The following is a 25,319-nucleotide window of genomic DNA, read 5'->3' as shown; positions in this document are numbered from 1 at the left end:
GCTGAACTAAAAAGGAGGCTAATCATGGGAACTCTCTGGCTTGGACGAGTCCGAACGATGGTCAATGAAAATGATGTCCAGGAAGCGATTTATGTTGAAAACGGTTTGATACAAGAAGTTGGGAAGGCATTTGTTCTTAAGGACAAATATAAATATTGCATTGACCAGATCATTAATATGCATGATAAAACGATTTTTCCTGGATTTGTTGATAGCCATTTGCATATTTTAGCCAATGGGTTAAAGTTATCAAGACTTGATTTGTCAACAGTTACCTCCAGCGAAGAGATGAAGGAGCTATTAATTCGCCGCGTTCGAGAAACGCCGACAAACCAATGGGTGCTTGGGGATGCTTGGAATGAAAATAATTTTCCCGATCGAAAAATTTTTCATCGCAGAGAATTGGATGCCATTGCTCCGCATCATCCGATGGCCTTAACTCGAGTATGTCAGCATGCCATTTTAGCAAACTCGCTGGCTTTGGCTGAAGCGGGAATTGATGAAAATACACCTGATCCGCCGGGAGGGATTATTGTTCGCGATGCTGATGGCAAACCGACCGGATTGTTGTTGGACCAAGCAAAATTTTTATTAACGGAAGTTATTCCGCAGCAAACCGATGCCGAATTGGATCATATATGCCAGACATCAATTGATTATTTACTGTCTGTTGGCTGTGTTGGCGGACATAGTGAGGATCTTAACTACTACGGCGGTTTTACAAGAACACTGAATGCATACCGGCGAATCCTTAATCAGACAAACAGAAGGTTTCGGCTTCACTTGTTAGTCCATCATGAAGTGGTGGATGATATGCACCAAGCCGGATGGACCAGCGATTCGAAAATTGGCGATATCGAGTTTGGCGCAATGAAAATTTTTGCGGACGGCGCCTTTGGAGGAAGAACGGCATTATTAAGGCATCCCTATAATGATGTACCGGAAACCAACGGGGTTCCCATACACAAGCCTGAGGAATTAAAGAAATTGGTTCATAAAGCAAGAACATATCAGATGCCGGTAGCTATACATGCCATTGGAGATTTGGCGCTTGAATATGCTGTTGATGCTATAGAAACATATCCTCCGCCGAAAGGAAAAAGGGACCGTCTCATTCATGGCCAGCTTGTTCCTATTGATCTTCGGGAACGCATTAAAAAATTGCCGGCCGCTATTGATATTCAGCCTCAATTCGTGGCTTCGGACTTTCCTTGGGTTATTGAAAGGCTGGGAGAAAACCGGCTGCCGGATGCTTACGCCTGGAAAACACTTATCAATGAAGGGATCGTGTGTGCAGGGGGGTCGGATGCGCCGATAGAATTGGCAAATCCGCTGTCAGGAATATATTCTGCGGTAACGAGAAAGAAGCCCAGCGAAAATCATCAAGGTTACGGTCCAGAACAAAAATTATCAGTGTATGACGCTGTTAAGCTCTATACTTATGGCAGCGCTTTTATCATAAGCATGGAAGGGAAAACAGGCCGAATTGCTCCGGGTTATCAAGCTGATTTCACCATTTTAAACAAGGACATTATATCAATTCCGGCAGAAGAGATATTAAAAACAAAAGTAGCATGCACGGTTGTAGATAATCAAATTGTGTATCATAATAAAAGCGTTTGAGCTCGCTCAAACGCTTTCATTTATTTAAAGAAAACTTCTTTTTACTTTATGCCAAAAGGAATTGTTTTTTAATTTAACTGTCTTTATGCGCCGTTCAGGCAAAGTTATTTTAATTTCTCTATTAGAGCGAATGCTGAATGCTTCATTATCAAGGCCAATAATTGGGTAGCTGTTATCACCCTTTTTAATTTTTAATGTCAGTTCTTTATCGTCGTTAAGAACAAAAGAAGATCCTAATGTCCGGAAAGTATTGTTATTGACAGAAGCAAGCTCGCTGACTTGCATGCATGGCAGTTTCGGATCAATCAAAGCGCCGCTTACCGATTTGTTATAACCGGAGGTTCCCGAAGGTGTAGCTACGATAATGCCGTCGCCTTTAAACGTTTCGAAATGTAAATCATTAATATATATTTCTGCGGTCATCACTTTTATTGTTGATGTCCTGATTGAGCATTCATTTAAGCAGAAAAATTGCGTTTCGCCATCAATGACGACTGAAATGATGGGATATTTTCTAACCTCAATTTCTTCACGCTGCATCGCTTCAAGCATTTTTTCCTGTTCGTCGATATGAAAGTCACAATAAAGCCCGAGCTGTCCGGTGCTGACACCTACATAGAGGCAATCATCGCGAAATCCAGTCTTTCTGACGGCTTGTAAAAATGCACCGTCTCCGCCGATACTGGCAATAATATTTGCTTCTTCAGCATTTTGCACAATATTAAATCCTTGCTTAACAGCGAATGTTTTTAATGCATCGACTTGGTCTCTGTTTTCCGATGTTTTCTTGTAAAAGAAATAAAGTTTGTTTCTTAGTTCCATCAAAGCTGCCTCCTTTATCTACTACTATTATTAATATTATCAGAAAAGATATAAGAATAACAAAGCTTCAACATAAAAAAATCTTTTCTCTAGTTTTTGGCGCGCCTGTTATACAGCTTCTCTAAGGCTGAGCGCCGGCCCGTTTTCTTTATTATTCCCTAAGAAAGGTTTGATTTTAAAAAAGTCCGGTGATAATAAGGATAACTTATAAAGGGCAGTGTGTGCTTATGGTCATGACAGGTCTGGTTATATTATTAATCTTTGTTTTCCTGTTCGTTATATTATGGTTTTGCACTTATATATCTATTGATTTGCAAGGATTGATCAGCGAGTTAGACATTGATGGGGAACTTAAAATAAAGGTATGGGGAGTGACCATTCTAAAAAAAAATCTAGAAGATATTGATTTGGATGTTTCGCCATTCAAAATGGTATTAAAAAGCGATGGGGATAATGACCGTGTTTCCGTTAATATAGAGGAGTTTAAGGCTGGATTTTCGAAAATGATGAAAGGCGTTAAACTGCTTGGAGACTTAAATCAACGTTATCAACTGCTTAAATGGTTTAAAATAAAACATTTAATGTGGAGAACGAAGGTTGGATTAGATGATGCGGCATTAACAGGTATTTCAGCCGGTGTCATTTGGATGATTAAAATACAGCTGATCAGGCTTATTGATGAGTGGTTTGTTTTAAAAAAAAGACCTGTTATCGATGTTTGGCCTGTCTACCAATCATTTGCGGCTGAAACCGAATTTTCGTGCATGATTTCATTTCGGCTCGGGAAAGCTATCATCACAGGATACAGGATCGCAAAATATTGGAAAAGGAGGCATCATCCTGCATGTCAGAACATCCAATACAAGGCTTAATGAAAACAGCCCTGGAAAGTCTTCAAGAAATGACCGATGTGAATACCATTATAGGAGATCCGATTGAAACCCCAGACGGCAATGTGATATTAACTGTTTCTAAAGTTGGTTTTGGCTTCGCTGCCGGCGGCAGTGAATTTCAAGTCAATAACCACACTAGCGGCGGCTATGGCGACAGCGATCAATCAGACGACAGCCAAAGCAGCCAGCTTCCTTTCGGCGGAGGAAGCGGCGGCGGCGTCTCGATTACACCGATTGCTTTCTTAATTGTTGGTCCATACGGTGTGAAAACGATTCATTTAGATAACAGCACCCATATATATGAAAAATTGCTTGATTTAGCTCCTCAAGCTGTTGATAAAATTCAGCAAATGGTTTCAAATAATCAATCAAACAATAAATCGGGACAGCAAAGCTCTAACAGCTCGCAAAATAGGCAGCAGCAGCGCGGCGGAATGTCGATGAAACAAAGAAGAAACAGCGAACAGCAGCAAGACGATTTTTTTAACTAACTGATTTTTTTCAGTTAGTTTTTTTGCTCTGCAGCTGTTTTGTTTGAATTTTAAAGCGAGTATAAGGTATGATTAAATTATACATATATTTGTTAGGAGGGAATAGCGTTGGCTGAAGTAACATTTAAAGGAAATCCAGTCACTCTTATTGGTGAAGAGGTTAAAGCCGGGGATCAGGCACCAGATTTTACAGCGTTGGATAACAGTCTCGCTGAAAAAACATTAAATGATTATAAAGGTGTTCGGATTATCAGCGTTGTGCCTTCATTGGATACGGGTGTATGTGATGCGCAGACACGCCGCTTTAATGAAGAAGCGACCAAGCTGGATAATGTCTCTGTGATAACAATCAGCTGCGACTTGCCGTTTGCGCAAAAACGCTGGTGCGGAGACAGCGGCCTTGAAAATGCGGTAACGCTTTCAGATCATAGAGACCTTTCATTTGGACAAGCATACGGTGTTGTAATGAAGGAACTGAGACTCTTGGCAAGAGCCGTATTTGTTGTTGACAGCAATAATAAAGTGGCTTATGCGGAATATGTCAGTGAAGGTACAAACCATCCAGACTATGAAAGCGCGCTTAAAGCGGCCAAAGGTGCGGAATAGTTTAAACATTCACTCCGGCGAAGATTCGTCGGAGTTTTCTTTATTTGATTTTCTGTGTATTTTATGTATTATTGTATAGGTGTAAATGTGGTGTTGCAGGAGGATTAGCGATATGCAAAGATCTATGGTTGATCATCTTTTTGCGATCTTTGATCAATCAGCCGAGTTGATTGAAAAAGAAGAAGATGTCTCTTACCTTGAAGCGCTCTGTTTAACTGGTGAAAATATTTTTAGAGAAACTGTAAGTCAAAAGTCCCTTGAAAATAAGTTGTCTGGCCTTTATGCTCACTTTTTTCAAGAAGGGATGTCAGCAGAGGACGTCAGAAGGTCGTTCCAATTAGCCGTCTTAAAAGGCATGAAATCATCTACACAGACTCAGCATCAAATGACGCCTGACAGCGTTGTTATTTTTATTGGTTATCTCGTCAATCGATTGTTATCATCACGTCAGCAGTTTTCGATTCTTGATCCTGCTGCGGGCACTGGGAATCTGTTGACGGGAATTATGAATCAAAGCCATACCGATGATATTCGCGGCTATGGGGTCGAAATAGATGATCTTCTGATAAAGTTAGCTTGCACGAACGCTAATTTACAACAAAAGGACATCGAATTTTTTCATCAAGACAGCTTGCGCCCAATGCTTGTAGATCCGGTAGATATAACCGTATGCGACAGCCCGGTTGGCATATATCCGGATCAAAAGAATGCCGAAACATTTAAGCTCGGTAAAGTGGACAGCCAATCCTACAGTCATTTTCTTATGATTGAACAAGGTTTGAAATATACTAAGCAAGCCGGTTATCTTGTTTATTTAATTCCTAATGATCTTTTTATCCAAGATAAGAACAAAGTGTTTCATAAGTTTTTGTATGATGAGGCCGTGATCTTAGGCTTATTACAGCTCCCGATATCGCTGTTTCAAAATGAAAAGCATGCCAGAAGTATATTGATCCTACAAAAAAAGGGGCCTCATGTCGTGCCTCCGAAACAAGCGTTACTTGCTGAAATGCCAAGATTTTCAAACAAAGAAGCCATGTCAAAAATGATGGTGAAATTAAATGACTGGTTTCAACACCACTTAGAACAACATAATGAAGAAAGCCATCAATGAAGGGATGAAGGAAATTGGCTAAGATTTTAGCAATTAATGCCGGCAGCTCATCTTTAAAGTTTCAATTGTTAGAGATGCCGGAAGAACAAGTGATCACAAAAGGACTTGTAGAAAGAATTGGACTGCCGAAATCAATTTTTACAATTGAAGCAAACGGTGAAAAACAAAAAGAAGAACGGGATATTCCTGATCATGCGGAAGCAGTGAGAATTTTATTAGATAAGCTGACAACGCTTGGCATTATCGATTCTTTAGAAGAGATCAATGGTATCGGACACCGTGTCGTTCATGGCGGAGAAGTGTTCAACGATTCCGTGCTCATAACGGATGAAGTGCTTAAGGCTATTGAAGAAGTGTCAGATTTGGCGCCGCTTCATAACCCGGCAAATATTACAGGTATTAAAGCTTTCCAGAAGGTTTTGCCAAATGTACCTGCTGTCGCTGTGTTCGATACGGCTTTCCACCAAACAATGCCGGAGAAATCGTTTCTGTACAGCTTGCCGTATGAGTATTATGAGAAATACGGTATTAGAAAATATGGTTTCCATGGGACTTCCCATAAATATGTGACACAACGCGCGGCTGAATTGCTTGAACGTCCGATCGAGCAATTGCGCCTTATTTCCTGCCATTTAGGAAACGGTGCGAGCATCGCAGCGGTTGAAGGCGGAAAATCAATCGATACGTCGATGGGATTCACACCGCTTGCTGGTGTAATGATGGGTACTCGTTCAGGCAATATTGATCCGGCTTTGATTCCTTATATCATGGAGAAAACCGGCAAAACAGCAGAAGAAGTCATTAATGTTTTGAATAAAAAGAGCGGCTTGCTGGGCGTTTCAGGATTCTCAAGCGATTTAAGAGATATTGAAGAAGAAGCAAGACAAGGCAATAAACGAGCAGAACTAGCGCTTGAATCATTTGCTGGAAGAATCCACAAATATTTAGGTTCTTATGCTGCTAAAATGCACGGTGTTGACGCGATTATCTTTACAGCAGGTATTGGCGAAAACAGCGATGTCGTCCGTGCTAAAGTGTTAAAAGGATTAGAATTTATGGGTGTTTATTGGGATCCGGCCCTCAATGAGGTAAGAGGCAAGGAAGCATTCGTTAACTATCCGCACTCACCGGTTAAAGTCATCATCATTCCGACAAACGAAGAAGTTATGATTGCCAGAGATACGGTAAGATTAGCGAATTTATAATTTTACGCTCTGTTTGCCTGTAACAACCTTTTTTCGTATAGCGAAAAAAGGTTGTTTTTTTCATCTATTCGCGGAAATAATTTGACAGTTTTACAATCATTGCACCCATTCGCTGATTGTCGGGAGCAATCACGCGTTTGACCCCATTATCCTTTAAAGCATTTGAAGTGACTTGACCTACGGCGCAAGCGGCGACCTTCTTGTTAAATGCAGCGATGACTTTATGATATATTGAATCATTGCTTTTAATTTGAGCAAATAAATGTTTGACTTGAATGGCACTTGTAAATACGGCGGCATCAACATGTCCAAAAATAATTTCTTCGGCAAGCGCTTGAACGGTATTTTGTTCAGGGGGAATGTGCCGATAAGGCATAACCTCAATCAGCTCTGCCTCTTGTCTTTTAAGCCAATGGACAAGCTCAGGCGCACTTTCGCCATACAATTGCAGGAAAACGCGTTTGCCCTTTAGCGGCGCCGAACGAAAATTTTCAATAAGCCCTTTTACTGTTCCATCATGAGCGGTTATTACCGGAGCAAGCCGATATTTATTAAGGCATTGAACTGTTTTCCGTCCTCTTGCAGCAATTTTTGCACGTTTGAGATGATCGATGAAAGGCTCGAGCATCTGATGTTTTTCAGCGGTGGTGAATAGGGCATCCGCTCCCATGCCTGTTGTGAAAATAGCCCAGTCGGGATCAGATTCAATAAACTGATTGATGTCTTTTAAGATCTCTTCTTCTCTTAAGAAACGCGTCCCCTGTAAAGCGTATGTTTTGACGTTCCCTCCATGCTTTTTAATTAATTGACTTATTTCTTTTGATTTTCTTAAGGAAGCGAGAGCGATCGTTTTTCCGTTTAAACCTTTCATAAATGGCGAACCTCTTTTTATTTTATGAGTTTAATTCGTATACAATATATTCTACAGTATTTGACGCAATAATTATAGCCTAATGTTTCACTATTTTATCAATTGGTAATAATCAAGTATAATAAAACTAAAAGTGATGAAGGAGAGATTGATGTGGCCTTGTCAGAAACAGAACAGGCTGTATTCTCACAAATAAAAGTTTGGGAAGAACAATTCTTTACATATGAACCGACTGATTTTACGGTGCTATACCAGGAATGGGTGCGAAATCAGCTGGCAAAGGTTTCTCCGAAATGGCAAAGCAGTTTAAGCCAAGCTATTGATCAGATGGTTTTTCAATGTCACGCTTTATTGCAAAGCACCTCATGGCAGCAAAATGCTCGAACACAGCTTATTAATGAAGGAAAAGCATTGCTGCCTGAAATTAATCATATAGAAGACATGAAGAAATTAAATGTTCATCAGCTTCATTTTATTGCACAGAAACATATCGGCAAGCAGCGCCTAATTTCAACCGTCCAAGGCGGATTAACCGGAACGGGAGGTTTTTTGTTATTAGGGTTGGATATACCTTTGTTATTTTCAATTCAGATGTATACAGTTCAGTTAATAGCGCTGACTTATGGCTATGAGGTCACATTGCCCGCTGAGATGGTCACAGCATTAAAGGTTTTTGAAATCGGTTTATTGCCGAAACAAATAAAAAGGTCAGCTTGGCAGGATCTTGAGGACGAAGTGATACATACGAGCGTTAATCCATATTTTTATGAAGGCCAAGACGATGTGATGAATTTATCTTGGGTTGATACCGGCATTAAGCAGCTTGGAAAAACAATCGTCATATCACAATTAAAGAAGAAAATATTTCAAGGTATTCCCTTAATGGGAATGGCTTTTGGGGCAGGCTTTAATTATCGTTCCACCAAGCATATTACAGAAATTGCTCATCGCTTTTATCAAAAACGTTATTTAATGGAAAAGGCAGGCGAAGGACGTGTCAGTCAAAGAACATAAATCTCATAAATTGGATCAATGTCAATGCGGCGTCTTAACTGTAAGCGACACCCGCGATGTAAAAACGGATAAAAGCGGTCAGTTAATTATTGACCGGTTAAAAGACCACGGCTGCAATGTGGAATCTTACATGATAGTGAAAGACGAAGCAGTGGAAATCGAATTAGCGATCAAAGAAATTGTTTCCCAATCCATTGATGTGTTATTAATTAATGGCGGGACAGGCATAGCTGAACGGGATGTTACCATTGAAGTGGTCAACAGGCTGGTTGATAAGAAAATCCCCGGTTTTGGAGAAATTTTTAGAATGCTGAGCTATACAGAAGATATTGGATCAGCAGCGATTCTTAGCCGGGCGTCTGCCGGGGTTATCGGGAAAACTGCTGTTTTTTCAATGCCGGGGTCTTCGGGTGCTGTTCAACTAGCAATGGATAAATTAATCATTCCGGAATTAACGCATATCATTCATGAAATCAATAAATAAGCTAAATACTGAGGTATTTAGCTTATTTTCAAGGGTGTTCGGTACCATATCCATAAATCATTAATCGTTGAAGCAAGATCAGCTATCTTGCTGTTTAATCGACAGCTTTTTTCGAAGTTCTCTTCTTGGCTGAGCTGATTTTGTTTTTCTGCAATTTCTCCTTCAAGCTGCTTGATGCGATCTGGAATTTTCCCTCTTATTTTTTCCCAATCTGAAATGATTTGTTCTTGTGTTTCTTGATGATATTCTTCCCATGTTTTCTCAAGTACAGGTATTTGTATCCCCAAGCGTTTATCATATACAAAATGGTATGGCATATTTTTTTTCCTCCATCTTCTGTTAGCAAGATATTATCATCTGTTTTGTATAAGTTCTACATTTTTCACAAAAGCTAATAATGAAGAGTGAAAGCTTTTCGTTATTTTTAACGATGAGGGGGGAAGTTTAATGGCAAAAGAACATAATAAGCATACCGATTTGATGTACGATGAAGAAGGGGAAAATATTGTTCATCAGCAGTTAACAGAAGCTTATCAAAGCGGTGTCGTTGATTCTTATGTCACCGATCAAAATGTTTTTACAGGTGATAAGAAAGACAAGAACGAAGCGTAATGATCAGCTATCACGTCAAACGTGGTAGCTTTTCCAATTTATAAAGCTTTTAATCAAGTTGCCTTCAGTTTACAGAGGCGGAAACGCTCGTTTATAATTTTAATAGTATTTATTTAATGGAAAAGGATGGGTGAATCCAATGCGCCACATACTCATTACTGCTGGATCAAAAGGTATCGGACGCATGGTCACAGAGAAATTTCTTCAACAGGGATACTCGGTTACAGTTAATTACAGAAGCGATGAAAAGGCTGTTGAGCAAATGAAAGAAAAGTGGAAAGACAGCCTTGACCGTCTTCAATTTGTTAAAGGCGATATCACTAAGCGGGCGGATATTATTGAGCTTGTAGATAAAACCATGACTCGGTTTAATAGAATTGATGGATTAATTAATAATGCGGGTCCCTTTATATTTGAAAGAAAAAAACTGATTGATCATTCAGATGAGGAATGGGAGGAAATGATTGATGGCAATTTAAGCGCCGTTTTTCATTTAGTCAAACGAGTCGTTCCTGTCATGAGACAGCAGCGCTTTGGCAGGATTATTACATATGGCTTTCAGGATGCGGGATCGGCTCCGGGGTGGATCGACCGAGGCGCTTTTGCTGCGGCGAAGACAGGGGCGGCTTCGCTGACGCGGACACTGGCCATTGAAGAGGCTGAGTTCGGCATTACGGCTAATATGGTTTGTCCGGGCATGATTCTGTCTGACATGAAAGAGTCAACTATAGATGAGGCCAGACGCTTAAATGAACAAAGGACACCGCTTGGGCGTTCTGTAACAGGAGAAGATATCGCAAACATGATACTTTTCTTAAGCAAAGATGATACAGAAATGGTTACGGGTTCAGTCATTGATGTTACCGGAGCAGTAGAAGTGATTAATCGTTTCCGTCCTGCATTTGAATAAATAAGCAGCATTTTCCTCATGTTAAACATGAGGTGATTTTTTATGAAACGGTGGATGATTTGTACAGTTTGTATGCTGTTTGTTCCAGTTCTAACTAGTTATGCATCAAGCTTAGAAGATCAGCGTTCTTTTAAGGCGACGGTTATAGTGAACGGGGCAGAGTATGAATGGGAGTACGTTAACCCCGATGAATACGAGTTCGAAAAAGGCAGCCGTGTGATAAAAGGGAAGCAAGCTGAAAAGAAAGTGAAAATGATTTATCAGCTTCTGAACGTGTCAAAAAAAGCGAAAGCTGAAGATATGGTTAATGCTTTAAAACGGCACAGTTATAAAAATATCGATAAATTGGATGTGAGAGTCATTAACAGTAATGAAGAATTATATACATGGGTCTGGCAAAAGTAAGACAGATATCTTCCCCCAAGCAGTAAGGAACAGAATCTTAATTTTCGAACTTCTATCAGCTTTATCATTTTGACTTGAAAAAGTCCCAAAAAAGGCGTACGATTCAGATGTAAGGGATTTCATAATTTGTTATCTATCCATTCGGAAAAAATAATAGAATATTTTAGGGGGAATAATGTATGCGAATTGGTGTGCCTAGAGAGATAAAAAATAACGAGAATCGTGTCGCAATGACTCCGGCTGGTGTACACCATCTTGTTGAGGCGGGACATGAAGTTCTCATTGAAACAAATGCAGGCATAGGATCAAACTTTACAGATGAACAATACCAAAGCGCTGGAGCCAGAATTGTTCCGTCCGCTAAAGAGGCTTGGTCTGCTGAAATGGTTATGAAGGTTAAAGAACCGCTTCCTGAAGAGTATCCATTCTTCCATGAAGGACTCATTCTATTTACTTATCTCCATCTTGCTCCAGAACCTGAATTGACTAAGGCATTGCTTGATAATAAAGTTGTCGGCATTGCTTATGAAACGGTTCAGCTGCCTAATCGTTCATTACCATTGTTAACGCCAATGAGTGAAGTTGCCGGACGCATGGCTGCGCAAGTCGGCGGGCAATTCCTTGAAAAAATTAACGGCGGCAAAGGGATTTTACTAGGCGGAATTCCGGGAGTTAAGCGTGCTAAAGTGACTATTGTCGGCGGCGGCATTGTGGGTACAAATGCTGCTAAAATTGCAGTTGGGTTAGGCGCTGATGTGACAATTCTTGACCTTAATCCGGAAAGGCTCCGCCAGCTAGATGATATTTTTGGCAACAGCATTAATACACTCATATCTAATCCGTTTAATATAGCTCAAGAAGTGAAAGAATCCGATCTTGTTATCGGAGCGGTATTAATTCCTGGTGCCAAGGCGCCTCGCCTTGTAACGGAAGACATGATTAAGTCAATGCGCGAAGGCTCTGTTATCGTTGATGTTGCCATTGACCAAGGCGGTATTTTTGAAACGACAGACCGGATTACAACGCATGATGACCCAACTTATGTTAAGCACGGTGTCGTACACTATGCTGTAGCTAATATGCCGGGCGCTGTGCCAAGAACTTCAACTATCGGTCTGACAAATGTAACCGTGCCTTATGCCGTGAACATCGCTAATAAAGGGTATGTCAAGGCTTGTCTTGATGATCCTGCCCTATTAAAAGGTGTGAATACATTAGACGGCTATGTCACTTTCAAGGCTGTTGCGGAAGCTCATGGTGTAGAATATAAAGACGCTGAATCTTTAATAAAACAACACGTATAATAAACAATGCCTTCTCATTTTTGAGAAGGCATTGTTTATGTTATTTTTAGGATATAATTTGCAGTGTTTTAGGGAACTTTGTCAAGGTAACGGGTCCTTGTTCACTTATGTAAACGTCATCTTCAATTCGAACCCCGCCTACTTCCGGAACATATATACCCGGTTCGATGGTGATGACCATACCCTTTTTTAATTGATCATCATTACTTTCATTTATTGACGGGGCTTCGTGTGCGCCAAGCCCTAAGCCGTGCCCTAAACGATGGGTGAAATAGTCTCCATAATTCTTATCAGCGATAATATCTCTTGCCAATCGGTCAAGGTCACCGATTCTGACACCGGATTTAGCCGCCTCGATAGCCTTTTGGTTTGCTTCAAGGACAGTTTCATAAATGGCTTGTTGTTCATCGCTGGCATGTTTGTAACAAACAGTTCTTGTAATGTCTGAACAATAGCCGTCAACAACAACGCCTAAATCAAATAAAACAAAATCACCTTCTTTAATTTGCCGGTTTCCGGGATGTCCGTGCGGGGAAGCGCTGTTATCGCCAACCAGCACCATGGTTGGAAAAGCCATTTCTGAATATCCGCGTTTCGTTAATTCATATTCTATTTCAGCGATAATCCCTTGTTCAGTTCTTCCTTTTTTAATGGCATTAACGCCGATATTGACAGCATAATCAGCCATTTCCGCAGCTTTCTGCAATATTTCAATTTCCTTTTCGTCTTTAATCATTCTTAAAGAAGCTATAAACGATTCAATGGAAGCAAAAGATAATTGTTCATTCAAGCGGCGAAGAGACATAGCTTTTTGAAATGGCAATGTATCTTTTTCTATTGCCGCGGTCGGCGAACCATTCAGTTTGCGGTTTTGAAAGGCTTTCTCAACTTTTTCCCATGGGTCTTCGTGGTCTTGATAACCGATTAATTCAAAATGCCAGCCAGCATTTCGGGCTTGATGCACTTCCATTTGCGGACAAATCAGAAATGGCTCGCTTTCAGGGAAGATAAATAGGCCTAACAAGCGTTCATGTGGTTCGCACATGAAGCGGGTCAAGTAAAAAACATTTGTAGGATCGGATATAAATGCGAACTGATAATCGTTTTGCTGCAGCCATTGTTGTATGCGATTAATTCGTTGATTCATTATTTACACTCCTATCAATGATACGGTTAACTTTAATTTACCATAAGTTAAATTTATAGAGAAATATTTAAGTCTTTATTTTAAAAATTTTTGCAGCAAGAATATGCCGGCCTTTTCTATAATAAAAGCAATAGACAGGTGGAAATGATGGGGTTTTTCTCAGTCTGACCCTCTAATGCGAATTTTAATGGAACATGGCAGCTTATGAATAAGCGATGTTAAGGCTGCAGGCAAATGAACGATGATGAACACGACTGCAGCATATCAAATGCTTATTTGTCCGATACATGGCTGCATTCATGAGATAAGTTTGGCAAATGGAATGAAAACGTATTCGAGAAAGGAAAAGTTAAATGGCGTCCCAATACATGAATTCATCCCTATTTAATTGAAATGTATCGTCAAGCATGGTTATATTATTAATAGAGAATATTTTCCCCTTTTTTAGAAGTGGCAGTCAAAAGGAGAAAAAAGTTAACTATTGCTAAACTTGTAGATCAGCACAATAAAAAAATGGGAGGAAGGCAGAATGAAAGTTACTTATCATGGACATTCGGTTGTTCTCATTGAATCATCAAAGGCTAATATTATCATTGATCCTTTTATTACAGGAAATAGCCAAGCGAATATCAGCGTCGGAGATTTGCCGAAAATTGATGTCATTATTCTTACACACGGCCATAATGATCACCTCGGCGATACGGTGGAACTTGCAAAGAAAAATAATGCTCTAGTGATTGGCATTGCAGAAATCGCTACATATCTGGGCTGGAAAGGCCTTAACACGCACGGTATGTCTATTGGAGGCGGGTTTAACTTTGACTTTGGCAGGGTCAAATTAACTCAGGCATTCCATGGTTCCAGTTATACGGAAGAAGACAATCAAAGAATTGTTTATACAGGCATGCCAGCCGGCGTTATACTAGAAATTGACGGAAAAACCATCTATCATGCAGGAGATACAGCGCTCTTCTCTGATATGAAATTAATTGGCGAAAGGCATCAAATTGACTTAGCATTCCTTCCTATCGGCGATAATTTCACAATGGGTCCTGAAGATGCATTAACAGCCGCTGAATGGCTTCAAGCCAAAACAGTCGTCCCGATTCATTACAATACATTCCCCGTCATCGAGCAGGATCCAGTAGACTTTGTATCAAAATTAAAAGGCAAAGGAAATGCTCTGGTTTCCGGCGGATCAATCGAATTGTAAGCAAGATAAGCGGATCTTTTGTTGATCCGCTTGTTCTCATACAATCAGGAATGACTCGGCAATAGAAACTGGCACTAGCAGAGTTTTCTTTATTATGAAAGTTTGGTGAATGAATTGGCGACAAAACATGAGCAGATTTTATCCTATATAAAAAAATTGGAAATAGGACATAAAATTTCTGTCCGGCAAATTGCTAAGGCGCTTCAAGTGAGTGAAGGAACCGCTTACCGGGCAATTAAGGATGCCGAAAATCAAGGCTATGTCAGCACGATTGAACGTGTCGGCACGATTAGAATTGAGAAAAAAGATAAAGGAAATATTGAAAAACTGACCTATGCTGAAGTGGTCAATGTTGTAGACGGACAAGTTTTGGGAGGCCGTGAAGGGTTATATAAGACTTTAAACCGTTTTGTCATCGGGGCGATGAAGTTAGAAGCGATGATGCGTTATGTTGATGCAGGCGGGCTATTGATTGTAGGGAACCGGGATAACGTTCATGAAATAGCTTTGAGGGCTGGAATGGGCGTTTTAATTACCGGCGGCTTTGACGCGGAAGAATCGGTTAAAAAATTAGCTGATGAGCTGAAACTTCCCTTGATTTCAACATCTTATGATACTTTTACGGTTGCGACAAAAATTAACCGTGCGATTTATGATCAGCTCATTAAAAAGGAAATTCTTCACGTCTCAGATATTTTGATTCCAATTGAGGATACCGATTTTCTGTATGGTGACGACAAAGTAGGAAAGTGGCATGAAATGAATCGCAAAACGACCCACAGCCGCTATCCGGTTATTGATAAGGACATGAAAGTGCAAGGAATAGTCACGTCGAAAGACATTATTGGCGAAGACGTGAATAATCGCATTGAGCAAGTGATGACGAGAAATCCGATGGTTGTTAATCCGACAACGTCTGTTGCTGCAGCTGCACATAATATGATCTGGGAAGGCATTGAGTGTCTGCCGGTTGTTGATGATATCCATAAACTCCTTGGGATTATTACGAGACAGGATGTTCTTAAAGCGATGCAGATGGTTCAGCAGCAGCCGCAAGTAGGGGAAACCATAGAGGATCTTATTGAAGCTCAGCTGACCGATTGTTCGAAACGGAATAATGAATTATACCAGTTTGATGTGACGCCGCAAATGACCAATTATTTAGGGACACTGTCCTATGGCGTTGTATCCTCGATCGTAACAACAGTGGGGCGAAGAGTTCTTAATAAACAAAGAAAGGGCGACCTTGTCGTAGAAAATGTCACCCTGTATTTCTTAAAGCCCGTTCAAATTGAATCAACTATTGAAATTCAGCCGAAAATTTTAGAAATTACCCGCCGTTATGGAAAAATCGACATTGAAATGTATCATAAAGGCGTCGTTGTATGCAAGGCCTTTTTGATCGTTCAATTTATTGACCGTTATTAGCGGTCTCCCGGTAATTATCTTCGGCCTCTTTAACTGCCAAAGGCAAATAATGCCGGAATGCTTTGATGCCGCTGTAAATAATAAAGGCGCCGTATAACATGAAAATAGCGCAAACGATAATGCTGATTTTCGAAGGCCTGAAAAGAATCCTGTTCAATCCAAAGAAGAAAAGGAAAGCGCCCATAGCAATATGCGCTTTAGAACTTGTCCAGAGCTTTTTATAAGGCTCTTGGATCCGCCAGACCTTAATGCGGTAGAAAATAAAAGCCATGAGAGCAAGAACGATGAGGATGATAAACGTTGGCATAAAATGACAACCCTCCAAGATGAAAGTTCTTACATTTATTCTAACGCTTTTTTTGCACAATTGCTAATCATTTTAAAATAATTTCAGGGGGAAACACTATGATTCTAGAAGAAATTTTTAAAGCAATTGAGTCTTATGACACAATTATTATTCACAGGCATATCCGGCCGGATCCTGATGCCATAGGTTCTCAAGGCGGGCTGGCCTGTTTTATCAAGGATAATTACCCGGAAAAAAAGGTATATGCAGTCGGTGAAGAAGTGCCGTCCTTAACCTTTTTAAATCGCATGGATCAAATAGAGGATGATGTTTATTCGGGAGCTTTAGTTATTGTTTGCGATACAGCAAATCAAGAAAGAGTGAGCGACCAAAGATATACAATGGGAGAAAAATTAATTAAAATTGACCATCATCCTAATGTTGATCCATACGGCGATATTGTTCTGGTCAATACAGATGCCAGTTCTGTCAGTGAAATGATTGTTGATATGTATGAAGCCCGTCCCGATTTTCATATGTCAAATGAAGCGGCGAGGCTCTTGTATGCAGGCATTGTAGGCGATACCGGCCGGTTTTTATTTTCGACAAGCCCGGAAACTTTAAAAAAGGCGGCATTGCTTGTAAAGAAAGATTTTGATCGGCAAATCCTTCATGATAACCTTTATAAATCGTCGCTTCATTTAACAAGATTAGAAGGCTATGTGCTGCAGAACTTTGCATTGAACGAACATGGTGTAGGATGCATGAAAATCACTTTAGATCTGATGGAATCTTTTTCAGTAACGCCTGCAGAAGCCTCTCTTCTAGTGAACACATTCTCAAACGTAGAAAATATTAAAGCATGGGTGTTCTTTATAGAAGAAAAGGATCAAATTAGAGTGCGTCTTCGTTCAAAAGGAATCGTAGTCAATACCATTGCAGAGCGCTACGGCGGCGGCGGCCATCCTAATGCAGCTGGGGCGACCATTTATTCTTGGGAAGAAACAGAACAAGTGTTAAATGATTTAAATCATGCGTGCCAAATGGCTTAAATAGAAAGCTTGCCAATCGGCAAGTATCTTTATGCACTGGGAAAGCATGCAATGGCGCTGGCCAGGTTTCTTATGTTTTCTTTTTTGGCTGAACGGGTACAACATTAATTTCAATAACCGAATAGATGACAAGACTTTTAACTTTAAAGTAATAGGAATTTTTATCAATGGTAAATGGATGTCCTTCAACAGCTTTGTAGATAAGCTCTTTATTAACAGCAACTGACTCAATGTCATTTTTTATAAGAGAATGCAGCCGTTCAGAAATTTGCTGTTCCAGCTCATAACGAACAATTCTGTCCAAATTGATTCTTTGGCTAGATAGAATGTTGACTTGTACATCTTGAACTTTAAGTTTCTTTTCCAATTCTTTATTTTCTTTATCTTGATCTTCCAATAACGCCCGTTTGTCATTTTCTAATGATTTTATCTCTGTAGCCTGCTCCTTAATTTTGTTTATTTGCCGTTCTTGCGCCAAGCCGAATAATAGCACAAAAAATAAAAAGCCGATGATCATGCCGATGGCGACGCCAGATAAGAAACGCTGCCAGCTCGGTATTCGATAATATGGAGGGATTCGCAATTTTTATAACTCCCGCTGGGTAAACCAATGCACAATCATCGTTGCCGTATGTGCACCGGTCATGGCAGAAGCAATCAGGAGCAGGTGTTTAACGACTTCGCTTGGCGTACCGTCAAGGAACCCTTTTTCTAGTCGTTCTATTGTATCGAAAGTGCCGCCAATGGCAGTAACGATCGCCCAGATTTTCATATTTGCTGCAAGGTTATTCATTTCGCTTAAAGGCGGGCGGCTGACCAAAAATGCCCCGATCCCGCCTATGAAGCAACCGCCGATTAAGACGCCGAAGGAAATGAAAAAGTTCATAATCGCCATCGTTGCAAATGTCCGAAAATCCATGGTTAAGAGCTCCTCCCATCTTTGTACCATTCTATGGGACAAGATTTGAAAGTATACCATTTTTTCTTTGAGGTGTACTATAATAAAAAAAAAACGGGAATGACTTTGAGAGGGTTGAAAAGAATGGCTTTTATCCATCTACATGTACATAGCGAATACAGTTTGCTTGACAGTTCATGCCGCATTAAAAGCCTGGTTGCGAAGGCAAAGTCTCAAGGGTATAAAGCGCTTGCCATTACGGATTCGAATGTCCTGTACGGTGTCATTCCTTTTTATAAGGCTTGCCAAGAAGAAGGCATCCATCCTGTCATAGGCATGGAAGTCTATATGGAGAATGGCAGCGGGTCGAAGTTAAGAGAAACTGCCCCTAGAGATCATTCGCTTATTTTACTGGCGCAAGATCAATCTGGCTATGAGAATTTAGTCAAATTAAGTACTTTATTGCAAACTTCTGCCGCCAAAGCCAAAAGGCTGAAAAGAAGCCAGCTGGAAGACTATAAAGAAGGTCTCATTGTTCTCTCTTCAGGAATAAAAGGAGATGTTGAAACAACCCTTCTAAATGGGGACAGACAAAAAGCATACCGTCTAGCCCAATATTATAAAGAGCTTTTTCCCGGCCGCTTTTATTTGGAGCTCCAAGATCACGGCATGCCGGTTGAAAAGGAATGCCAGCTTGAAATTTTAAAAATAAGCAAAGCGTTGGATATCCCTCTTGCCGCTTCGAATGATGTCCATTATCTTGAAAAGGCCGATGCCCTTGCTTACCAGTGCTTAGCCTGTATCCGCGAGGGGGAAAGCTTAGACGGAAATGAAAACAAACCCATTAATGACGAGTATTATCTTAAATCTCCTCAGGAAATGGCGTCTTTGTTTGAATCATATCCCGATGCCATCACTAATACAGAAAAAATTGCGTTCCAATGCCGTGTTGAATTTTCTTTCAATCAGGTGGTCCTTCCCAAGTTTAACTTGCCTAAAGGGTGGACAAGTAAAGAATATTTGCGCAATCAATGCCAAAAAGGCTTAAAGAAAAGATATGCAGAAATAAATGATACAATCCAAAAACGTCTGGATGATGAATTAGCGGTCATTGATCAAATGGGGTTTAATGACTACTTTCTAATTATTTGGGATGTTATTCGCTACGCAAGGGAGACCGGTTCAATGCCGGGACCCGGCAGAGGCTCTGCAGCAGGTTCCTTAGTCGCTTATGTCCTTGAAATTACTGATGTTGATCCATTGAAATATCATTTGCTGTTTGAACGGTTTTTGAATCCTGAACGTGTAACAATGCCGGATATTGATATTGATTTTCCCGATAAAGACCGGGACCGGATGATCCGGTATGTTTTCGAGAAATACGGTAGCGGCCATGTCGCCCAAATTATTACTTTTGGCACATTAGCGGCCAAAGCCGCTATAAGGGATGTCGGTAAAGCATTAGGCATTGATTCAGCAAAAATTGACCGGCTGGCGAAGCTGATTCCTTCCCGTCCCGGCGTAACGCTGGATCAAGCTTATCAAGAATCGCATCAAATTCGCGAGCATCTCAAACAATCGAAGGAGCTATTCCGTCTCTATCAGCTTGCTAAAGCCGTTGAAGGCGTTCCCAGACATACGTCCATTCATGCTGCGGGTGTGGTAATCAGCGAAGCTCCTCTGTCGGCAAAGGTTCCTCTTCAGGAAGGCCATGAGAATATCCCTGTGACGCAATATACGATGGATGTGCTTGAAGATTTAGGGTTATTAAAAATGGACTTTCTCGGTCTAAGAAATTTATCATTTATAGAAACAATTCTCAATTTGATTGAGAGAGAGACTGGTAAATCCATAGACATCAATAAAATTCCGCTTAATGATCCAAAAACTTTTGAATTGCTCAGTCGCGGCGATACAACAGGGATTTTTCAGCTAGAATCCGACGGGATGAGAGATGTTTTAAGACAATTGGGACCGACAGATTTTGAAGATATTGTGGCGGTCAATGCTCTTTACCGCCCCGGGCCTATGAAATTTATCAATGTTTATATCGACGGCAAACATGGCAAGCGGCCTGTTGCCTACCCGCATGAGGATCTGACTCCTATTTTAAAATCAACTTATGGCGTTATTGTTTATCAAGAGCAAATCATGCAAATTGCGGCAAAAATGGCCGGTTTTACATTAGGGGAAGCTGATATTCTCAGGCGGGCCGTTTCAAAGAAAAAAAGGCATGTTTTGGAGGAGCAGCGGCAATTTTTTGTCGAAGGCTGCATTGAAAGAGGATATTCACAATCAACTGCCGAAGATTTATATCAGTTAATTGTTCGATTTGCTGATTATGGCTTTAATCGGTCGCATGCAGTGGCATACAGTTTGATTGCTTATCGGTTAGCCTATTTAAAAGCACATTATCCGGTTGCCTTTATGACTGCGCTTTTATCAAGCGTTATCCATCATCAAGACAAATTATTAGATTATCTTTTTGAAATAAAGGCAAAAGGCATCACCGTTTATCCGCCATCAGTAAATAAGAGCGAGGCGCCTTTTATAAATGAAGGGCTTGGTATCCGCTTTGGGTTAAATGCTATCAAAAATCTCGGGACTGGATCGGTTCAAGAAATTATAGAGAAGAGAAATGGGCGCCCTTATAAAAACCTGGTTGACTTTTGCATGCGGATATCCCCGGGGAAAGTCAACCGGCGCGCCATAGAATCGTTGATTTTCTCAGGCGCTATGGATGAATTTGGCATGGACAGAGCGTCTTTAATAGCTTCTTTGGATCAGGCTTTAAAACTTGCCGAAGACTATCAGCGCAATCGAGACCAAGCGACGCTTTTGGAAGCGGATTTTGATGAATATGCAGCTGTTGAAGTGCCGCCTTTTAGTTTAAAGGAAAAGCTCCAATTTGAAAAAGAAGCCTTAGGTGTTTATTTGACAGCCCATCCTTTAGATGATTATCAAAAATTTTTAAGTCCGCAAACTAATTCTGTAAAAGATGCTCATCGCCAAGCGCCTCATGACTTATTAAGACTTGCGGTTATGATCGAGGATGCCAAGCAAATCAAAACAAAAAAAGGACAATTTATGGCCTTTCTTAGTTTAAGTGACCAAACCGGACAAATAGACGGGATAGTGTTTCCAAAACTTTATCGAGGCCGTGAAGAGCTGTTTCAAAAGGGGAGAATGCTTTTTATAGAAGCAAAGATTGAAAAGGATGGGAACTTAAGGAAGCTAATCTTGCAAAAGGCAAAACCAATAGAAGAGATAAGGCAAAACAAAAACAGCAAACTTTATCTTAAAATTGATTCTCATCAAGAAAAAACACCCGTTCTAAACCGAGTAAAGGAAATGATTACGAGCCATCCCGGCAGCATGCAGGTGATTATTTACTATTCGACCAATAAAAAAATCATCCAATTGCCGGAATCATATGCTGTGTCTCCAAGCGAAAAGCTGATTCATTCGCTAAAACAATGTCTTGGATCTGAGAATGTTGTCATAAAGGGTTTAAAATAAAATTCATATTTTGATATAATGTTGTGGTTAAATAGAGCTGTGCGTGATGTTCAATGAAGCTAAGAAGAATTTTTGAACATCTGTAGTGATATTCATATATACTATACATTTTACGAGGAGATGAAATCGAAGTGTCTACCATTCGCGAAGAAGCGCTTCAAATGCACCGAGATAATAAAGGTAAATTAGAATCCAAATCAAAGGTACTTGTACGAAATGCAAAGGATTTAAGTCTGGCTTACTCTCCTGGAGTTGCTGAACCTTGTAAAGAAATTTATAACAATAAAGAATCAGTATTTGAATATACAATGAAAGGCAACATGGTTGGCGTCGTTTCCAACGGTACAGCCGTTTTAGGTCTTGGCAATATCGGACCGGAAGCCTCTCTGCCCGTTATGGAAGGTAAAGCCGTTCTTTTTAAAAGCTTTGCCGGTGTAGATGCATTTCCTATTTGTCTAAAAACCGAAGATATTGATCAAATTGTTGAAACGGTTAAATTAATGGAGCCTGTATTTGGCGGCATTAATTTAGAAGACATTGCTGCACCGAGCTGTTTCATTATTGAAGAGAGACTTAAAAAAGAAACAAATATCCCTGTATTCCACGATGATCAGCATGGAACAGCCATCGTTACATTAGCTGGCTTGGTTAATGCATTAAAACTTGTCAATAAAAAGATGTCAGAAATAAAAGTCGTTGTTAACGGTGCAGGCGCAGCGGGCGTCGCTATTATAAAATTGCTTAACCGATTTGGAGTCAAAGACATTGTGATGTGCGATTCGCGAGGCGCTGTATACGAAGGCAGAGAATACGGCATGAATGATGTCAAAGCCGCTGTTGCCAAATTTACTAACCGCAATAACATCACTGGCACACTTGAAGATGCTGTTAAAGGCATGGATGTATTTATTGGCGTTTCAGTTGAAGGGGCGCTGACTCAAGAAATGATCAAAACAATGAATGATGATCCGATTATTTTTGCGATGGCCAACCCGGTTCCGGAAATTATGCCGGAAGATGCAAAAGCTGCCGGAGCAAAAGTAATCGGCACCGGACGGTCGGATTTTCCGAACCAAGTCAATAACGTTTTGGCGTTCCCGGGCATTTTCCGCGGCGCTCTAGATGTACAAGCTACACACATTAATGAAGAAATGAAAAAAGCGGCGGTATATGCCATTGCCAACCTTATTAGCGAAAAAGACCTCAATGATGATTATGTTATTCCGGCGCCTTTTGATCCAAGGGTAGCACCGTCTGTTGCAGCTGAGGTAGCAAAGGCCGCTATGGAAACCGGAGTTGCTAGGAAAAAGGCAAATCCTGAAGAAATTGCTGAAAAAACGAGAAAACTTGCATCTATTGGTTAGAAATAAATACATTCGGCCAAAATTCAAACAAAGGGGCAGACAAAATTAATTGAAATAGGAAGGATTAGAGTGTAAAGTAAGAGAGGATAAAAAAGTATCCATCTATGCTTTCATCCTTCCTTGCTATATGGTTAATTGTCTCCGTAACTTTTTACATTTCCTTGTCAAACTGATAGTTCGATACATTAAATGAATCGGCAGTTAAGAAGGTGTATATGCTTTGATAAAAGATTTTTTTGTGAAAAAGAAGAAGTATGTAACAGTCCCTTCCCAAAAGGCGAAACAAGAAGTGCCGGAAGGGATCATGAAGAAGTGTCCGCAGTGCAAAAAGATCATGTATGCTAAAGAATTAAAAAAGAATTTATATATCTGTCAATCATGCGGTTATCATTATCCGTTAACGGCTTATGAAAGAGTCGAAATCTTGTTTGATAAAGGCAGCTTTGAAGAATTTGACCGGGAAATGATTTCTGAAAATCCCTTAGATTTCTCTGGCTATTTGGAGAAGCTTGATAAAGACAGGGAAAAAACCGGTTTAAATGAAGCTGTTGTTACCGGTAAAGGAAAAATTAACGGATACAGCACAGTTGTAGCTGTGATGGATTCAAGGTTCCGAATGGGCAGCATGGGTTCTGTTGTCGGAGAGAAAATTGCGCGGTCTATTGAACGAGCTATGGAGTTAAACCTGCCAGTCATTATTTTTACTGCTTCCGGCGGGGCGCGCATGCAAGAAGGTATGCTTAGTCTGATGCAAATGGCTAAGACAAGTGCTGTATTAAAGCAATTTAGTGATGACGGAGGTTTGTTCATCACGGTTATGACTCATCCGACGACCGGCGGAGTAACGGCCAGCTTCGCATCATTGGGAGACTATAATTTTGCGGAGCCCGGTGCATTAATCGGCTTTGCAGGCCGAAGAGTTATTGAACAGACAATTCGCGAGGAGCTGCCGGAAGACTTCCAAACAGCAGAATTTTTATTAAAACACGGGCAGCTTGACAAGGTTATTCCAAGAGACGAATTGAAAGAAACGCTGTCTACTGTATTATCCATTCATACAGGAGGAGGTGAAAAATAGTGGCACCGGGATTAGATTTTGAAAAACCGATTGAGGAACTTAAAGAAAAGATAAGAGAATTAAAATCTTTTATGGAAGAAAAAGATATTGATCTGACAGATGAATTAGAACGCCTGCAAACCCGCTTAAAAGAGTTGGAAGAAGAGACTTACAGCAATATGTCGCCATGGGATCGTGTGCAAATAGCGCGGCATATGGATCGTCCGACGACACTTGATTATATCCCGCACTTATTCACCGATTTTATTGAATGTCATGGTGATCGTCTATTCGGCGATGATCCGGCGATTGTCGGCGGTATCGCTAAATTCCATGGCCATCCTGTGACGGTTATCGGCGAACAAAGAGGCCGAGATACTAAGGAGAATCTTAAACGGAACTTTGGTATGGCCCACCCTGAGGGTTACCGTAAGGCCCTGAGACTTATGAAGCAGGCTGAAAAGTTTGGGCGTCCTGTTATCACATTTATTGATACTAAGGGGGCTTTTCCAGGCAAAGCGGCTGAAGAACGCGGCCAAGGCGAAGCTATTGCCCGCAATCTGTTCGAAATGGCTGGACTTAAAGTGCCGATGATATCTGTTGTTATCGGCGAGGGAGCAAGCGGCGGCGCTTTGGCTTTAGGCGTGACAGATAAAATTTTAATGCTTGAGAATTCCTGGTACTCTGTTATTTCACCGGAAGGCGCGGCAGCGTTGTTATGGAAAGATTCCGGACTGGCGGAAAGGGCAGCAAAAACGATGAAAATTACTGGACCAGATCTAAAAGAACTCAACATTATAGATGAATTAATTCCGGAGGTCTTGGGCGGGGCTCATCATAATCCAGAGGAACAAGCGAAGACCATTGATCAATATTTATGGGATGCATGGCAGGACCTAAATCCATTTAATCCGGAAGAACTTGTCAAAAAACGTTTGGAAAAATATCGTAAAATGGGGAAATACGGGGTTGCAAGCGATTTCACCCATCAAAGTTAGTGC

General features: G+C 40.6%; 26 protein-coding genes. 19 read left to right on the top strand and 7 right to left on the bottom strand.

Translation table 11 applies throughout. The features are described from left to right. The first annotated feature begins 24 nt into the window (after window positions 1–24). Window positions 25–1,623: an amidohydrolase gene (locus JOD45_RS05040; protein ID WP_205002775.1), complete on the top strand. Its 1,599-nt coding sequence runs from the start codon at window positions 25–27 to the stop codon at window positions 1,621–1,623. A 24-nt stretch (window positions 1,624–1,647) separates the two neighbouring features. Here JOD45_RS05040 and JOD45_RS05035 read toward each other — a convergent pair whose 3' ends face one another. Then, window positions 1,648–2,448 carry an NAD kinase gene (locus tag JOD45_RS05035; protein ID WP_380897185.1) on the bottom strand — a complete coding sequence of 267 codons (801 nt, stop codon included), beginning with the start codon at window positions 2,446–2,448 and terminating at the stop codon, window positions 1,648–1,650. Between the two features lie 224 nt (window positions 2,449–2,672). On the opposite strand from JOD45_RS05035, the gene JOD45_RS05030 reads away from it, so the two are divergent. The 5 genes from JOD45_RS05030 to JOD45_RS05010 all read left to right on the top strand — a co-directional run bounded on the left by JOD45_RS05030 (window position 2,673) and on the right by JOD45_RS05010 (window position 6,754). Further along, window positions 2,673–3,317: a DUF2953 domain-containing protein gene (locus tag JOD45_RS05030; RefSeq protein ID WP_239549095.1), complete on the top strand. Its 645-nt coding sequence runs from the start codon at window positions 2,673–2,675 to the stop codon at window positions 3,315–3,317. Continuing rightward, the gene (ytfJ, locus tag JOD45_RS05025; protein ID WP_205002772.1) at window positions 3,290–3,829 is read left to right on the top strand and encodes a GerW family sporulation protein; all 540 of its coding nucleotides are present in this window, start codon (window positions 3,290–3,292) and stop codon (window positions 3,827–3,829) included. The genes JOD45_RS05030 and ytfJ overlap by 28 nt, the downstream gene beginning before the upstream one ends. Window positions 3,830–3,937: 108 nt before the next feature. Further along, window positions 3,938–4,435: a thiol peroxidase gene (gene tpx, locus JOD45_RS05020; protein WP_205002771.1), complete on the top strand. Its 498-nt coding sequence runs from the start codon at window positions 3,938–3,940 to the stop codon at window positions 4,433–4,435. A 112-nt stretch (window positions 4,436–4,547) separates the two neighbouring features. Then, entirely contained in the window at window positions 4,548–5,549 is a 1,002-nt protein-coding gene (locus JOD45_RS05015) for a class I SAM-dependent methyltransferase (RefSeq protein ID WP_205002770.1), read from the top strand. 14 nt (window positions 5,550–5,563) lie between these two features. Beyond that, window positions 5,564–6,754 (top strand): acetate kinase, encoded by a 1,191-nt coding sequence (locus JOD45_RS05010; protein ID WP_205002769.1) that lies wholly within the window; start codon window positions 5,564–5,566, stop codon window positions 6,752–6,754. Window positions 6,755–6,818: 64 nt separating this feature from the next. Here the strand turns inward: JOD45_RS05010 and JOD45_RS05005 are convergent, their stop codons facing one another. Continuing rightward, a complete protein-coding gene (locus tag JOD45_RS05005; protein WP_205002768.1) occupies window positions 6,819–7,625 on the bottom strand; it encodes a uroporphyrinogen-III synthase in 807 nt (268 codons plus the stop codon). A gap of 153 nt (window positions 7,626–7,778) precedes the next feature. On the opposite strand from JOD45_RS05005, the gene JOD45_RS05000 reads away from it, so the two are divergent. Both JOD45_RS05000 and JOD45_RS04995 read left to right on the top strand, forming a co-directional pair. Beyond that, window positions 7,779–8,639, top strand: coding sequence for an EcsC family protein (locus JOD45_RS05000; RefSeq protein WP_205002767.1), 861 nt, complete (start codon window positions 7,779–7,781; stop codon window positions 8,637–8,639). Continuing rightward, window positions 8,620–9,123, top strand: coding sequence for a molybdenum cofactor synthesis domain-containing protein (locus tag JOD45_RS04995; RefSeq protein ID WP_205002766.1), 504 nt, complete (start codon window positions 8,620–8,622; stop codon window positions 9,121–9,123). The genes JOD45_RS05000 and JOD45_RS04995 overlap by 20 nt, the downstream gene beginning before the upstream one ends. 17 nt (window positions 9,124–9,140) lie before the next feature. On the opposite strand, the gene JOD45_RS04990 is transcribed toward JOD45_RS04995, so the two are convergent. Continuing rightward, window positions 9,141–9,440 carry a hypothetical protein gene (locus tag JOD45_RS04990; protein WP_205002765.1) on the bottom strand — a complete coding sequence of 100 codons (300 nt, stop codon included), beginning with the start codon at window positions 9,438–9,440 and terminating at the stop codon, window positions 9,141–9,143. Between the two features lie 130 nt (window positions 9,441–9,570). Between JOD45_RS04990 and JOD45_RS04985 the strand changes: the two genes are divergently transcribed. The 4 genes from JOD45_RS04985 to ald all read left to right on the top strand — a co-directional run bounded on the left by JOD45_RS04985 (window position 9,571) and on the right by ald (window position 12,354). Further along, entirely contained in the window at window positions 9,571–9,735 is a 165-nt protein-coding gene (locus JOD45_RS04985; protein WP_205002764.1) for a hypothetical protein, read from the top strand. A gap of 139 nt (window positions 9,736–9,874) precedes the next feature. After that, on the top strand, window positions 9,875–10,645 hold the full coding sequence (locus JOD45_RS04980; RefSeq protein WP_205002763.1) for an SDR family oxidoreductase: 771 nt from the start codon (window positions 9,875–9,877) through the stop codon (window positions 10,643–10,645). 42 nt (window positions 10,646–10,687) lie between these two features. Continuing rightward, window positions 10,688–11,050, top strand: a complete 363-nt coding sequence (locus JOD45_RS04975; RefSeq protein WP_205002762.1) for a hypothetical protein — start codon at window positions 10,688–10,690, stop codon at window positions 11,048–11,050. 179 nt (window positions 11,051–11,229) lie between these two features. Next, the gene (ald, locus tag JOD45_RS04970; RefSeq protein WP_205002761.1) at window positions 11,230–12,354 is read left to right on the top strand and encodes an alanine dehydrogenase; all 1,125 of its coding nucleotides are present in this window, start codon (window positions 11,230–11,232) and stop codon (window positions 12,352–12,354) included. 46 nt (window positions 12,355–12,400) lie between these two features. On the opposite strand, the gene JOD45_RS04965 is transcribed toward ald, so the two are convergent. Then, window positions 12,401–13,501, bottom strand: a complete 1,101-nt coding sequence (locus JOD45_RS04965; RefSeq protein ID WP_205002760.1) for a M24 family metallopeptidase — start codon at window positions 13,499–13,501, stop codon at window positions 12,401–12,403. 529 nt (window positions 13,502–14,030) lie between these two features. On the opposite strand from JOD45_RS04965, the gene JOD45_RS04960 reads away from it, so the two are divergent. Then, entirely contained in the window at window positions 14,031–14,714 is a 684-nt protein-coding gene (locus JOD45_RS04960; protein ID WP_205002759.1) for a metal-dependent hydrolase, read from the top strand. A gap of 114 nt (window positions 14,715–14,828) precedes the next feature. After that, window positions 14,829–16,142, top strand: a complete 1,314-nt coding sequence (locus tag JOD45_RS04955) for a DRTGG domain-containing protein (protein WP_205002830.1) — start codon at window positions 14,829–14,831, stop codon at window positions 16,140–16,142. On the opposite strand, the gene JOD45_RS04950 is transcribed toward JOD45_RS04955, so the two are convergent. Further along, window positions 16,126–16,449 (bottom strand): YtpI family protein, encoded by a 324-nt coding sequence (locus tag JOD45_RS04950; RefSeq protein ID WP_205002758.1) that lies wholly within the window; start codon window positions 16,447–16,449, stop codon window positions 16,126–16,128. The two genes, JOD45_RS04955 and JOD45_RS04950, sit on opposite strands and share 17 nt — an antisense overlap. A gap of 98 nt (window positions 16,450–16,547) precedes the next feature. Here JOD45_RS04950 and JOD45_RS04945 point away from each other — a divergent pair, with 98 nt between their 5' ends. After that, window positions 16,548–17,480 (top strand): DHH family phosphoesterase, encoded by a 933-nt coding sequence (locus JOD45_RS04945; RefSeq protein WP_205002757.1) that lies wholly within the window; start codon window positions 16,548–16,550, stop codon window positions 17,478–17,480. Window positions 17,481–17,550: 70 nt separating this feature from the next. Here the strand turns inward: JOD45_RS04945 and ytrI are convergent, their stop codons facing one another. Together ytrI and JOD45_RS04935 are read right to left on the bottom strand one after the other, a co-directional pair. Continuing rightward, on the bottom strand, window positions 17,551–18,063 hold the full coding sequence (ytrI, locus tag JOD45_RS04940; protein ID WP_205002756.1) for a sporulation membrane protein YtrI: 513 nt from the start codon (window positions 18,061–18,063) through the stop codon (window positions 17,551–17,553). A 3-nt stretch (window positions 18,064–18,066) separates the two neighbouring features. Continuing rightward, window positions 18,067–18,399: a YtrH family sporulation protein gene (locus JOD45_RS04935; protein WP_205002755.1), complete on the bottom strand. Its 333-nt coding sequence runs from the start codon at window positions 18,397–18,399 to the stop codon at window positions 18,067–18,069. A 123-nt stretch (window positions 18,400–18,522) separates the two neighbouring features. Between JOD45_RS04935 and JOD45_RS04930 the strand changes: the two genes are divergently transcribed. The 4 genes from JOD45_RS04930 to accA all read left to right on the top strand — a co-directional run bounded on the left by JOD45_RS04930 (window position 18,523) and on the right by accA (window position 25,316). Further along, window positions 18,523–21,897: a DNA polymerase III subunit alpha gene (locus tag JOD45_RS04930; RefSeq protein ID WP_205002754.1), complete on the top strand. Its 3,375-nt coding sequence runs from the start codon at window positions 18,523–18,525 to the stop codon at window positions 21,895–21,897. Window positions 21,898–22,058: 161 nt separating this feature from the next. Then, the gene (gene ystJ, locus JOD45_RS04925) at window positions 22,059–23,261 is read left to right on the top strand and encodes an NADP-dependent malic enzyme (protein WP_205002829.1); all 1,203 of its coding nucleotides are present in this window, start codon (window positions 22,059–22,061) and stop codon (window positions 23,259–23,261) included. A gap of 220 nt (window positions 23,262–23,481) precedes the next feature. Beyond that, the gene (gene accD, locus JOD45_RS04920) at window positions 23,482–24,339 is read left to right on the top strand and encodes an acetyl-CoA carboxylase, carboxyltransferase subunit beta (RefSeq protein WP_205002753.1); all 858 of its coding nucleotides are present in this window, start codon (window positions 23,482–23,484) and stop codon (window positions 24,337–24,339) included. Continuing rightward, on the top strand, window positions 24,339–25,316 hold the full coding sequence (gene accA, locus JOD45_RS04915) for an acetyl-CoA carboxylase carboxyl transferase subunit alpha (RefSeq protein WP_205002752.1): 978 nt from the start codon (window positions 24,339–24,341) through the stop codon (window positions 25,314–25,316). Before accD ends, accA begins: the two co-directional genes overlap by 1 nt. Window positions 25,317–25,319: the final 3 nt, after the last annotated feature.

This window comes from Scopulibacillus daqui, from assembly GCF_016908855.1.
Taxonomy (GTDB): domain Bacteria; phylum Bacillota; class Bacilli; order Bacillales; family Sporolactobacillaceae; genus Scopulibacillus_A; species Scopulibacillus_A daqui.
This window is presented reverse-complemented; position numbering and strand designations above follow the sequence as displayed.